The sequence below is a fragment of the Clostridium yunnanense genome (assembly GCF_016595795.1).
GTDB classification, from domain to species: Bacteria; Bacillota; Clostridia; order Clostridiales; family Clostridiaceae; genus Clostridium_AR; species Clostridium_AR yunnanense.
Genome location: NZ_JAENHN010000010.1, coordinates 309,052 through 322,589, shown reverse-complemented (window position 1 = coordinate 322,589; position 13,538 = coordinate 309,052). Strand labels below are relative to the sequence as shown.

At 28.6% G+C, this 13,538-nt stretch carries 13 protein-coding genes; 5 read left to right on the top strand and 8 right to left on the bottom strand.

The features are described 5' to 3' along the window. Nucleotides 1–320: 320 nt before the first annotated feature. From JHL18_RS04630 to JHL18_RS04620, 3 genes are all read right to left on the bottom strand, one after another. Nucleotides 321–953, bottom strand: coding sequence for a nitroreductase family protein (locus JHL18_RS04630; protein ID WP_200266592.1), 633 nt, complete (start codon nucleotides 951–953; stop codon nucleotides 321–323). A gap of 545 nt (nucleotides 954–1,498) precedes the next feature. Further along, entirely contained in the window at nucleotides 1,499–2,140 is a 642-nt protein-coding gene (locus JHL18_RS04625; RefSeq protein ID WP_200266590.1) for a ThuA domain-containing protein, read from the bottom strand. Between the two features lie 16 nt (nucleotides 2,141–2,156). Beyond that, a complete protein-coding gene (locus tag JHL18_RS04620) occupies nucleotides 2,157–2,876 on the bottom strand; it encodes an SDR family oxidoreductase (RefSeq protein ID WP_200266588.1) in 720 nt (239 codons plus the stop codon). Between the two features lie 258 nt (nucleotides 2,877–3,134). On the opposite strand from JHL18_RS04620, the gene JHL18_RS04615 reads away from it, so the two are divergent. The 3 genes from JHL18_RS04615 (at nucleotide 3,135) to JHL18_RS04605 (ending at nucleotide 5,992) form a co-directional block, all read left to right on the top strand. After that, the gene (locus JHL18_RS04615) at nucleotides 3,135–3,800 is read left to right on the top strand and encodes a response regulator transcription factor (RefSeq protein ID WP_200266586.1); all 666 of its coding nucleotides are present in this window, start codon (nucleotides 3,135–3,137) and stop codon (nucleotides 3,798–3,800) included. Beyond that, nucleotides 3,790–5,172, top strand: a complete 1,383-nt coding sequence (locus JHL18_RS04610) for a sensor histidine kinase (protein WP_200266584.1) — start codon at nucleotides 3,790–3,792, stop codon at nucleotides 5,170–5,172. Before JHL18_RS04615 ends, JHL18_RS04610 begins: the two co-directional genes overlap by 11 nt. Before the next feature lie 157 nt (nucleotides 5,173–5,329). After that, the gene (locus JHL18_RS04605) at nucleotides 5,330–5,992 is read left to right on the top strand and encodes a DUF4829 domain-containing protein (protein ID WP_200266582.1); all 663 of its coding nucleotides are present in this window, start codon (nucleotides 5,330–5,332) and stop codon (nucleotides 5,990–5,992) included. Nucleotides 5,993–6,168: 176 nt separating this feature from the next. Here the strand turns inward: JHL18_RS04605 and JHL18_RS04600 are convergent, their stop codons facing one another. From JHL18_RS04600 to JHL18_RS04580, 5 genes are all read right to left on the bottom strand, one after another. Beyond that, entirely contained in the window at nucleotides 6,169–6,645 is a 477-nt protein-coding gene (locus tag JHL18_RS04600) for a hypothetical protein (protein WP_200266580.1), read from the bottom strand. A gap of 427 nt (nucleotides 6,646–7,072) precedes the next feature. Beyond that, nucleotides 7,073–7,795 (bottom strand): LytR/AlgR family response regulator transcription factor, encoded by a 723-nt coding sequence (locus JHL18_RS04595; protein ID WP_200266578.1) that lies wholly within the window; start codon nucleotides 7,793–7,795, stop codon nucleotides 7,073–7,075. Between the two features lie 119 nt (nucleotides 7,796–7,914). After that, entirely contained in the window at nucleotides 7,915–9,219 is a 1,305-nt protein-coding gene (locus JHL18_RS04590; RefSeq protein WP_200266576.1) for a sensor histidine kinase, read from the bottom strand. A gap of 475 nt (nucleotides 9,220–9,694) precedes the next feature. Further along, the gene (locus JHL18_RS04585; RefSeq protein ID WP_200266574.1) at nucleotides 9,695–9,850 is read right to left on the bottom strand and encodes a cyclic lactone autoinducer peptide; all 156 of its coding nucleotides are present in this window, start codon (nucleotides 9,848–9,850) and stop codon (nucleotides 9,695–9,697) included. Beyond that, entirely contained in the window at nucleotides 9,831–10,457 is a 627-nt protein-coding gene (locus JHL18_RS04580) for an accessory gene regulator B family protein (protein WP_243277783.1), read from the bottom strand. The genes JHL18_RS04585 and JHL18_RS04580 overlap by 20 nt, the downstream gene beginning before the upstream one ends. A gap of 234 nt (nucleotides 10,458–10,691) precedes the next feature. On the opposite strand from JHL18_RS04580, the gene JHL18_RS04575 reads away from it, so the two are divergent. Both JHL18_RS04575 and JHL18_RS04570 read left to right on the top strand, forming a co-directional pair. Next, nucleotides 10,692–12,263, top strand: coding sequence for a spore germination protein (locus JHL18_RS04575; protein ID WP_200266572.1), 1,572 nt, complete (start codon nucleotides 10,692–10,694; stop codon nucleotides 12,261–12,263). A gap of 86 nt (nucleotides 12,264–12,349) precedes the next feature. Beyond that, on the top strand, nucleotides 12,350–13,534 hold the full coding sequence (locus tag JHL18_RS04570; RefSeq protein WP_200266570.1) for a Ger(x)C family spore germination protein: 1,185 nt from the start codon (nucleotides 12,350–12,352) through the stop codon (nucleotides 13,532–13,534). Nucleotides 13,535–13,538 lie beyond the last annotated feature (4 nt).

The window sequence follows — 13,538 nt, the reverse complement described above, 5'->3', positions numbered from 1 at the left end:
TATCATTTTATAATACATATTTAAACATGTTGCTTTGACAGCCCTCATATTTAAAATGGGTTTATTTATAATATCAAATAATACGCATAGTCATTTGTGATTGCTTTTGCTTATTTTTGATTATTTATCTTTATTTTAAATGATACCATTTACATTTTCAAGCACATTTGCTCATTTTAAGCAAAGTATTGTTTTTTATTCAAAAAAAGCAGATTATATATGAATTCATACATATATAATCTGCTATATCTTTACTACTTAAATTTTTATTTAGGCTATGTTTAACCAATTAATTTCAACATAGTACTTTAACAAAGCCTTTATTTATTAAAAGTTTCAAAAGTAACAAATTCACCTACAGGTTTTCTATAACCTCTCATTCTTCTCTTTGAGGTATCCTCTTTTCCCATTGTTATCAAAAGTACAGGCTCAAGGTTTTCTGGTATATTAAATAGTTTACTTACTCTTTCACTATCAAAACCTATCATAGGACAAGTATCCCAGCCTTTGTCTTTAGCAATCATCATAAACATCATTGCTGATAAAGCCGCATTTCTTATAGCTTCATCTCTTTGGAATCCTTGTCCCCTTCCTTCGTATAAATTGACTATATCGTTCATCATTTTATCATAATCAAATTTTGACAACATCTTAAGACTTAGCATTCCAGAATATATTAAATCCACTTTCTTATAAGCTTCCTTATCACCAAGAACTAACACAGCAGCTGATGCAGTATGGAGTTTATATTGATTAAATGCCGCTTCTCTTAAAGCTTCTTTTTTCTCATCATCAGTTATAACTAAATAATTAGCATGCTGAATATTAAAACATGACGGCGCCAGTTTTAATAAATCAAATATAGCATCAAAATCTTCCTTAGGTATTTTCACTCCTTCTACAAAATTATTTGCAGAGTGTCTTTCTTCAATTAATGTTTTTAAATCAGTCATTTTACACCTCATTCTCTTATTACTTACTAGCACTTACATACCCTATTCACAAAGTATGAATACTATATTACGCATCTTTAGATGAAACACTTCATACTTAAATTTATATTTTCAAATTCTCCTCTCATAATCCTGAGGAGTTTTTAAAATAGATTTCTAGCTGAAGTGTTCCATCTTAGATAATTATTCTATATAAACGGGGAATTTATATAGCCAAGTTTGTCCAATCAACGACTGTTAAATCATTAAATTAAACAAACTTACTTTATGTAAGTATAATACAATAAGTAAGCCTGTATTGCAAGATATTTTTAGAAATATTTTCATGATCTTATGAAAAAATATACCTCTTTGGAGGTGTATCAAATAATCTTTACAGATAATCAAAATACATCTCAAAGAGGTATATATAAAGATGTACCTCTTCAACCCGAAACCTATTTTTAAAACTCTCACAGGTTCTGGTGAGAGAATTTAAAAATAATAAGTTTCAATATGAAGAGGTACATCCATATATAAATTTATTCATGGAGGCAATATTTATACTACAATTCTTCTCTCATTGACCAATAAATGCTTCTCTTTATTATATTTCTATAACCTTCAACTTCAAAGCTTGCCCTACTATGTCCTGGTGATAAATACACTACTCTGCCTTTTCCGTATTCTAGTGACCAAGCAGCTTCATAAAGAATGTTATTGTATTCATAATAAAAAAGCACTTCTTTAGTGGCTAGATTATCAAATACAAATTGATAAGGTTCTTCATGTATTTGAAACTCTTCGCAACCCTTCATTATTGGGTGATTTATATTAAAATTCTTGTAAGCTAACATAGTTGCTTCTGGATGCATCGTAAACTTTGCTCCTATTAACATCGCTAATTCATAATTAATTTGTAGTGAAATTCCATTATGAATTACTATCAAAGCACCACCTTGAGCAACAAAGGCTAATAAAGCTGCGGTAAGATTTTTATTTTCCTCAGCTTGCCAGCAATCCGTATAAGATATAATAAGCCTATACTCACTAATATCCTCATAACTAAGCCTATTGAAATAGTCAGTAGCTATAACTTGAAATTCATCTCCTATTATATTCCTAAGCTCTTTTTCAACTTCTCTAAGAGGATGATACATTGCATTTTCATATTCTCCAATTATTAGTATCTTTTTATATTGATCCATATTTATTACCTCTCAATTACCATTCCATTAAATTCTCTTCATAATCCATATAAACAGCTTTATCAGATTTAAATTTATCACTATTAAGTATTATGTTACAGATATGATCAGCTGAATGTTCAGGAGTTAAAGGTGCTTCACTATCAAGCTTATCTCTCATATAAGTTCTCATCCAACCAGGATGGATAACTAAAACCTGTCCACCTTTTTCTTTAAAGCTATTATTTATTATTGTTGATTCCATATTAAGTGCAGCCTTTGACATGCAATATGCAAACCAGCCTGTTCTATTTGAATTGCTTATACTGCCAGCCTCTGAAGATATATTTACAATTAACTTCTTCTCCCCATTATTAAGTAATTTCATAAATACATTTATAACCTTTAAAGGCCCAACTGCATTTACACTTATAACCTTTTCGATCTCTTCAAAATTAAGCTCATCTTCTATGGTTTTCTCAATATCTCCTAGTATCGCTCCGTTGTTCACAATTAAATCCAGTTTATCGGTTACATTTTCTACAACACTTCTAGCTTGCTTTACACTCTCAAGGTTTGAAATATCTAAATCTATAATATGTAAGTTATCAGCATTCTCTTGTTTTAAAGCATCTAAACCTTTATAGTTTGTCAGATATCTACCAGCAAAAACATTATACCCATTACTTAAAAGTTTCTTAACTAGCTCTAACCCAAGTCCCCTGTCTGCACCTGTAACTAACGCAAATCTACTCATATCGATTCCTCCCAATGACCATGATATATCATCATTTATAAATTCATTCATCTTAATATTAACACTTATCTTTATTTATGTAAGGTACTCATTATTCAGATTTAGGTGATTATTTTTAGGAAGTTTGTACAGCAAATTAACAGTGTAGTAAAGTGAAAATTTAGTGTAATCATTATGTAAATAGCAATATATGTATAATTATGCTATAGTTTACCTTGTAAAAATCTATAATCAAAATTTATTACGAGGTGATTATCGTTGTTTAATATAGCCTTAGTTGAAGATGACCTTACTATATCAGAAGGTATAAATTACGCACTAAACAAGAAAGGATATAACTGTTTTAGATTTTATGATGGAGATACCTTTTTAGAAAATGTACTTAACATAAAAATGGATTTAATTATTATGGATGTGATGCTACCAAACAAAGATGGTTTTCATGTTAGTGAAGAATATCTAAACTCTTATAACACGCCAATTTTATTTCTTACTGCAAGGGGTAGTATTGAAGATAAACTTAAAGGTCTGGGGCTTGGTGCTGAAGATTACCTCACTAAGCCCTTTGATTTAAGAGAACTAATGATGAGAATTGATATTATCTTAAGAAGAAGCTGTAAGAATTTTAATTCTTATAATATCAATGAAAAAACAGTAATAAACTTTTCATCAAAAGAAGTTCTTTTAGATGGTGTTTCAGTAAATCTAAGTCCTAAAGAATATGAATTATTACTCTATCTTATAGAAAATAAAGGGATTGTATTGACTAGAGATAGGATAATCGAAAGAGTATGGGGATATGATTTTGATGGTGCCGATAGAACTGTAGACATAAATATTACAAGGCTTAGAAAGAAACTAGAGCTTGATAGCAGACAACCTATTGTTACTGTATTTGGTATGGGTTATAAGTATGAAGATTAAAATAAACAGCATAAAATCTAAGTTTCTATTATCGTCCATATTTATATTCTTCATAGCTACAATTTTTCTAAATATATATATGAGTTCTTTACTTGAAAAATCATATTCAAATAAAATTAAAAGGGATTGTGATATATTATACTCCAGCTCTAGAGACTATATTTATAGATATGCCAAACTTCAAGGTATTGAACTAGATCAAACCAATATAGTATATTTAGCAAAAAATATTGCTGGAGGAATAACTTCTCTTAATCCTACATACATAAGAATTTTAGATAAAGACTTAAATGGACTTTGTGAGGTAAATAAAGATCTAGAAAGAGAATACATCGTATTTAGCGATGACTTAAAAGCTGCACAGAATAATAATGCTACAACTACCATCACCAAAATAAACAATAAATATATCTCCTCCTTTTCTTACGGACTGTATTTCAATGATAAGCTAGTAGCTATAATCAATTTTAAGAGTGATTACAGCTATTTATTTGAGGAGAAAAATAAAATTATTTTCAATCTAAATATTATAATGCTGTTTATGTTTATATTATTTACTATCATAACCTTCTATCTAACCACTAGGATTACTAACCCTTTATACAAGCTTATAAACATTGTTGAGCGAATCTCAAAAGGTTCCTACGATACTGAAATTAAGATAGAAAGCAACGATGAGGTTGGAATACTAGCAGAAAAATTTAAAGTTATGCAGGATAATATAAAGGAAAACCTAGATACAATAAAAAACCTAGAACTTTATAGACGAGACTTTTTTAACAATGTAACTCATGAACTAAAGACGCCTCTTACTGGTATAAAGCTTTATGCTGAATTATTAGATCAAAACTATAACGATACTGACCTAGTTATTACTGCTGCAGATAGAATTAAAAATGAAAGTAATAGATTATATTCTTTGGTTGAGAATCTACTTGAAGTATCAAAAGGAAAGATAACTGAAGCTCAAGAAAACCTTAATGAAATAAATATAAAACCTATTGCTGAAACAATAGTATATGATATGCAACTTATAGCATCAGAGAAGAATATAAAAATTGTTCATGATATTTCAGACACTCATGTAAGAGCCTATACCAATCATATTGTTCAACTTCTTATAAATATAATTGATAACTCTATTAAATACGGCTTAGAAGGAAGTAATGTTTACCTCTCCATATTTGAAAAAAATGGCTTATGTAATATAAATATTAAAAACTCAAAAAACAATAAAAACTTTTCCACTGCACACGGAAATGGTATTGGACTTTTTATCGTAGATAGCATAGTAACTAAGCTTAGCGGAAGTCTTATAATTAAGAATAACTTAAACACCTTTGAAGTAAATATAAAAACCCCTTGTCTTTGAAATAACTTTGAAATATCTAAAGCTTATCTTAGAGATATACCAGTTCCAATTAAAATGTAAATTATTAATTTATTATAATTAATAATTTACATCAATTTAGATAAGTTTTAATTAATGGAAATGGACTATCTATAATCAAAGAAAAGGAGATTAGGATATGAAAAAACTTATTATTTTACTATTCTCATCATTAATACTTTTACAAGGCTGTGACTCTGCTTCCCTAGAATCAAAAATAACTATTGCAGAAAATGTAATGAAAGATTCTGCAGCGAACCAAAAAAATGTAGACATCAAGAAAATAATTCAAACCAAGCTTACCTTTAAGCAAGAAGCTAAAACTGAAGAAGAAAAACTTATTGAATCTTATATAGTTGCAGAGACAAATGGGGATAGGAGAAAGCTAAAAGATATCTTCTATCCAGCGCCGCATAATGAATCTATAACTAACGATAACGGAAAAAACTTTGAAAATGTAACAGAAGAATTAACAATCCTAAAGATGTGGCAATTACCTGAAGCACAGTGGAGAGAGCAAATTATGAAAAAAGGGCCTAGCGGTGATGTTTACAATGATAATGTTTCATACTATCCTTGTCCTGATAGGTTGATAGGCCATAATTTTAAGGAGATTAAAGTACTTGCTGTTAATAAATATAAAAAATGTACCGAAGAATTTGATAAAATAGGCCAATTTACCTCTGGAGAATACACTGATTTTTATGTGTTAATTAAAGAAAATGATAGTAGCACATGGAAGATATTTGATACCTACATGAATATTATTTCACTTTCCTATTTCAACCAACAATCCAAGTAAGTTATATTTTAATATATAAGTTTTGCTTAATTTTGTTTATCAATTAATACATTAAGGTGTATTTACTACGATACTTTTATGAATAAAACTCATATATCCTAAAACAAAAATAAATGCAAGTATTATAGACTTAAGAACATTCTTAGTCGATAATACTTGCATTTAATTTTATCTGTTTATCCTTTTTCAATTTTAACAAAACAATTCATATCAATTCTTCTTGAAAATATATCCGAACCTTTTATTTCATGAGGTATATAGGTATAAAAACCAGAACTAGTTTTCATATTATTTTTCTCTATATATTCCTTTAAATCTTTAACAGCATTTTGAAATTCTAGAAGTACTCCGTTATACTCTAGCATGACAACATTCTCCCACATCTTCTCTTCATATGTTTTGTACAACCCGTCCACTTTCTTTAAACCATCTTCAGATGAGATAACATAAATTTCACTTTCTTCAACATTCACGTTATTTATATTTTTCACCATCTTGTTTGTTGCTATTTGCGGATAGGTATCTATGCCCTTTTCTTTAAGGCAACTATAAAAATTTTTTACCTCTGGGATTATGTCATCTTTACATCCCTTTAATGAAACCTTTATCAAATTACTAAATACTATTTCTTTATATACATTTATACTTCTCATGTTTCTTACGACAAACCTTTTATTTATATATCTCTCTAACCTAAATTTGTCTTACTCCTTTCTAATGATAATTTATTATAATCTTGCCTATAGATGTACCACTTCGAACCTCAGTCTATTTTTAAAACTCTCACGGCTTCTGGTGAGAGAATTTAAAAATAATAAGTTATATTACAAAGTGGCATATCCATATATCCATATAAAACAAAAGTATATACCTTAGAAAGTACCACACCAACGCATACTTCTTTAAAATAACATGGATCACTATAATACTAATTTATCATTAAAATATGAGTTTTTATCAGCATGTGCATAAGTTGTTAATTTTCTATCATAACCGTATCCAACTAAATTTAATTTGTTTCATTTATGTTAGTTTTTCTACACATCTGCCTTTGCCAATTCATGTGAGCCTCTGTAAAAACTATTTTATAAGCCCTTTAGCACAACGACTAGATATTATACACTCTTCTCCATTAATCATATATGCTATTCTGTTCTTTATGTCTAATTCTTTAATATTGTTCTTATTTATAATATATGATTTATGACATCTATAAAATCTACCATCTAACTTTTCTTCTATATCGCTAATCTTTCCATTAAACTCTATTTGTCTATCAGTAGCATGGACAATGACTTTTCTAACAGTTTTAGAGGTCTCAAAAAAAAGTATTTTGTCTAATTCCAAATTTATTATTCTTTCATTCAACTTAATACTAAAGATTTCATCATCATTTTTCTTGCTACTATACCTGTTATTAGCTTCTAATATACAGTCTTTTATCCTTTTTTCCACTTCATTATATTTATCTTTAATTATGTAATCCATAGCTTCTATCTTATAAGTAAAAGTCAAATAACTCATTTCACTATGGGTGGTAACAAATACTATAAAACCTTTGGAATCAATCTTTCTTATCTCAGCAGCAAGTGCTATTCCACTAGCTTCTTCTTTTAAATCTACATCTAAAAAATATAAACCAGCTACATCATTGCAACTTATATAATCAAGTATATCTCTAGACTTATTTGTAACTACAGCCATCTCCATATCAAGATTTTCAATAATTATAGTATTTTCAACTATCTTTTTATAATATTGCCTCTGTTTATCATTATCTTCACAAATAAAAACTTTAAGCATCTCAATCCCCCATATCCATAAACACCACTCATATACGTACAAGTTGTTACTACCTAATTATACCACATATATAGATTAACATTTTAAAATTTATTAGTAACTTTTTTATTTTTCAGATACTACCTGTTTTCTATGCTAATTCTTTGTAAGAAAGTATTATTTTCAACTATTGTATCTAAAAAGATATTATCGTACTTGTCTAAAATTAATTTTAAATTACTTAACCCTACTCCTCTATTTTCTCCCTTTGTTGAATACCCTTTTTTGTTTAACTTGTATATCGGAGGGACACCCTCTAAACAGCTATTAATTATTATTACTTCTAATGAATATTCTTTTTTAATAAATCCTACTTTTATCATAGGGCTTGGACATCTTTCAGCTGCTTCGATAGCATTATCTAACAAAATACCCAAAGCTCTTACTATATCTATAATTCCCATGGATACTTCTAATATTGGCTCTGCCACATCTATATCAACATCGATACCTATTTCTTGAGCCCTTATAAGTTTTGATGATAGAATTCCTTTGATCTCAGGAATTTTTATGTTTCTTAGAAGATCGATTTTTGATTTGCTTTTCCCGATTTCGTTACTTAATGGAACTATATTTTTAGTAAAATGATTTTTTAAACCCTCCATATCATTATCCTCCATATAGCCTATCATGGAAGATATTATATTTACATAATCATGTTTAAATACTCTAATTTCACTATATAGATTTTCTAAATTCTCAGTATATTTCTGTAAGCTTTCAAAGTGTGCTTGCTTGTTTTGAATCTCCATTTCTTTTGTTATGCTCTTGAAAAGCACATACATTATAATACAAAAGAAAATACAGTAGACAAAAAATATAACACCATTTAGTTTTAATATTTCATTTGTAAAACCTAGCTTTCCACCTATCATTATATTTATGTAAAATATCACCAAGGTCACTATAAGACTCAATATTATTATAAGACTAAACTTTTTTGTTGCCTCAAAATTAATAGCTTTTAGCTTTTTATCTATAAAACATCTTATAGTTCTGCTGATAATCATTATAACAAACATAGTTGCAGTAAGAGAAAATATGTACATTATATTATTATAAGAATAACTAATATCTATCTTAAAAACATAAATATTAATACAGCTCACTATATAATCTGATACCACACTTATTATGTTAGCTAATAGCGGCAGAAGAATACTTACAATTATTTTTCGTTGCTTTTTATAAATGAAAAATATAAAAGTAATATCTATAGGAATTATGCTTAAATAACTTAGAAAAAGACCCACAGGAACTGCTATAATCAAAGTTGCAATGATTATAGTGGTTATCTCTTTTTTAGTAAATTTTAAGGTTGCTAGGTTCATTATAGCTATGAACAATAAGAAAATAGTTATTAAAACATCTAAAAAATTTGTCATAAATTCCCCCTTAAAAATAATCATATCCAAATTATATCACATTTTTTACTTTTTACATTTATTAACTATATCTTTGTAATTTAATTCAAATCAGATCAATGTTTTGTTTAATATAGACGAACTTATTAATAAAATTTAATATATAAACTTATTATATTGTCTATATTTAATAGGATTGTTGAAATTAAGTGGTTATAAAGGAGATGCTATATGATCTAACTATTAGAATTAAATGATTTTTTCAGATGGAATGGCGTTAAAAACTGTACTGTTCGAACGTAGTGAGTTTACAGTTTTAGCCATGGAATATGATAAAATCATATTAATTCTTTGCGAAGACTCATTAAAGCATCGGATGTATAACCACTTAATTTCGCACCAGTGCTGCAACAATGCCATTATATAATTTTAATCAAAAAAACAGGTTTCTTTACTTATACTTGTAAAGAAACCTGTTTTTAGTGCTTAGTATGTCTTATTTATTGTTATTTTTTATTATTTCGAGCATAGCTTTTGGTTCATACAAGTATCCCATCATGCATTTGCCAGTTGCTTTATCACTTATTTTTATTGATGCCTCTCCTACAGTTCTAGCTAGCTTTTCAAATACTTTATTTTTCATATTGTTCATAATTATTATACCTCCTATTTAAAACTTTATAAGTTAATGGTAATATGCTTAAAACTTCAAAAATTGAAGCTAAAGTTATCAAATTTGTTATAACATAATTAGGACTAACTAATGCTATTATCATCAATATTACGCCTGTAATAACAGACCTTTTCTTAAGACTTTGTCTTAAGGCTTGTCCTATTAAAGGATGATATTCTGTATCTGCTGGTGCATACATATACAAAGCAATATTAATAATGATAAATATACAGAAAATTAAATATTTATTAAATTCCATCAAATTGCTCACATAACCACCAGTTACAAATAGCATTAAAGAAGTTATCGTACATATAATACTATTCTTTGCATGCAATCCAAAAGCCTTGCTGCGTATAACCCATAAAACTATAGTAATTATTGTTGTTTCTATAACCAAATGAAGCTTTATAGAAATCAAAAGTATCAAAATAAACTTGGATATATTAATTAATAATATTTCAATACCAAGCTTAACCTTTTGTAGTTCAATGCCGTCCTTTTGGATTACTTTATTAATTTTCATCGCAATATTATCAGCTAGCTTTTCCATTATGGTCATATTGTTAGATAGATTCTCTTCCATCTTCAACCACCTCTAAATAAATTATAACAAACTGTAAGTAATATACTACTTTGTAGCATAAATTGCAGTTTTTTAGCTATAAACGTATAAACAAAAACATTTTATAACATTATCCGCTATATATTTTTGCACAACCGTATTTTTAATCCTAATAGTGACATAAAATAGAATATTTTATCATTTAGTGTTGACACTATAGTTATGACTCTATAATTATATGGGAAGTTGTGTGCTATGAATATTTTAAAAAGTATATTAAATAAACTAGGTTCAACAAATAAAAGTTCTGATATTTCTTCAGATAGCATGACTTATTCAACTAGTAATAATGATAAACTTTCAACCAGCTTACAGATAAATATAGCTTTAATAAAAGATATATTTTCAGATATATCAGATATAACTTATAAAGACTTAAAGATAAATAATTCTATAGAAGGTACCTTAATATTCTTGAATAACTTTATTGATAAGGAAATTGTCACCGAAGATTTATTACGACCACTACTACATTTTAACAAAAATAATTTTCAATCAAATGACCTTAGAGCTGAAAACATACATGACTACATAAAGACTACTATATTTCTACCTTCTGTTGAAGAAAATGATTTATTAAATATAATAATAGATTCTATACTTTCAGGAAAAGTTGCATTAATAATAGATGGTTTGTCAAATGCTCTATTAATAGAATTACGTAAGCTTTCAAAGAGAAGTATTTCTGAGTCTATTATTGAACCAGTTATTAGAGGGCCTAGAGATGGTTTTACTGAAGACATAGAAACAAATATAACCTTGATCAGAAGAAGACTAAAGACTCCAAAATTGAAAGTTAGAAGCATCAAAATTGGCAAACTATCTCAAACTGACACTGCTATTACTTATTTAGATGGAATTGCAGAAAAGTCTTTAGTTGATGATATTATGAATAAACTCTCTAAAATTGAAATAGACGCAATACTAGAAAGTGGATATATTGAGGAGCTGCTTCAGTCTAGTAAATTTTCTGTTTTTTCTGAGTTTGGATACACTGAAAGACCTGACCGACTTGCAAGTGCTCTACTTGAAGGACATGTGGGCATTATTGTAGACAATACCCCTATAGTTCTCATAGCTCCTCAAACCTTTTTTCAATCCATGCAATCAAGTGAAGATTATTATCAAAATTATATAGCTACTCTTCTACTAAGATTCATTAGATATGTATTTTTGATCAATGCATTGTTACTACCTTCTTTCTATATAGCTGTTTTATGCTTTCATCAAGGTATGATACCTCGGAATCTATTATTAACAATTATTGCTTCAAGGCAAGGTGTACCCTTTCCTGTATTAGTAGAAGCTCTACTCATGGAAGGTTTCTTTGAAGGATTAAGAGAGGCTGGAATAAGACTCCCTAGTCCAGCAGGGCAAACAGTAAGTATAGTAGGCGCCTTAGTAATAGGTGAAGCTGCTGTAAAAGCTGGCATAGTTTCTTCTTCTATGGTAATAATCGTTTCTATTACAGGTATTTCATCCTTTATAATTCCTAGGTACAATCTAGCTTTATCGATACGTGTACTTAGATTTGGAATAATGATTTTATCTGGCACCTTAGGATTATACGGACTTTATATGGGTGTATTATTTCTTTTAATCCATCTAGCTAAAATTGAATCTTTTGGAACACCTTATCTATCTCCATTAGCACCATTAACATTCACAAGCTTGAAGGATACATTAATGAGAATGCCATGGTGGGGGGTAAAAAAACGCCCTAGCTATATTCAAAATAATAATTTGAAAAGGCATAAAGTCAAATAGAACCTATTATATGAACCAGTTTCTATTAAAGATTTTCTATAACTTAATAGTTGATCTAGTAACTCTATAACTTGGAGAACAATAATATGAAAATAAACTTACTCACCATACTCTTAATATTAACTATGTTACTAACTGGCTGCTGGGATAATAAAGACATAAACGATTTAATTATTGTATCAAGTATGGCTCTTGATAAAGGTGAACATGATAATTTAAAAGTAACCTTATTATGCATACGTCCAACATCACAAAGATCCTTTGAAAGCGAAAAAATTAGCCAGAACAATGATGTCATCATCTTTTCTTCAGAAGGTGGTGACATCATGGACGCTTGCAATAGAATCTCTAGAAAATTATCTAGAAAATTATTTTTCTCACAAATGGAGAATGTGTTGATGGGAGAGTATCTTGCCAGAGAAAATGCTGCAGAATATCTGGATTTTTTCCCAAGACATCCAGAACCACCTTTGAAGACTCACATGTTTTTGACTAAAGGAAATGCAAGTAAAATTTTTGATACAGATTCCTCACTAGAAAGAAATATAGCACAGGAAATTGATAAATTAAAATCTTTAAATCTAAAAGCTGAAGTTCAGTTAAAAGATTTTTTTATTGCATTAACAGAAGATGGAATCGATCCTATAATTCCACTACTTGAAGTTACAAAATCAGATAAAGAAACTACTCCTTCCACTGCTTCAGTAGCTAGTATAACTGGAGCTGGATTATTTAATAAATCAAAGTTAGTTGATTTTATAGATTATGATACCTATCGAGGAGTACTTTACATACAGAATAAGATAAAACTTGGATCAGGAAGTGTGACTTTTCCAAAGGAATCAGGTGGTGGAAAAGTTACTGCTAAAGTTCTAGATAGCATAACAAAGATAACACCTATTATAGAAAACGATGAGTTGAGTGTAAAAATATTTATTAAAACTAAAGCTCATTTATCTGAGAACACAACTAAGCTAGATCTGACAAAACCTTCAGTGATAGATGAAATTGATACTTTATTTGAGAATAGAATAAAAAACTTAGCAGAATCTGCTATAGATAAAGCAAAAAATACAAATTGCTCTGATGTGTTTGGTTTTGGTTCCATAGTTCGTGGAGAATACCCAAAGCAATGGGAAGATCAATACAAAAAAGATTGGAAAACCTTATTACCATCATTAAAAGTATCGGTTGTTTGCGATGTAGATATAACTGAAATAGGTTTTGATGCTAAATCCCTTCCATTAAAAGAAGAGGATATTTTAAGGTGATTTT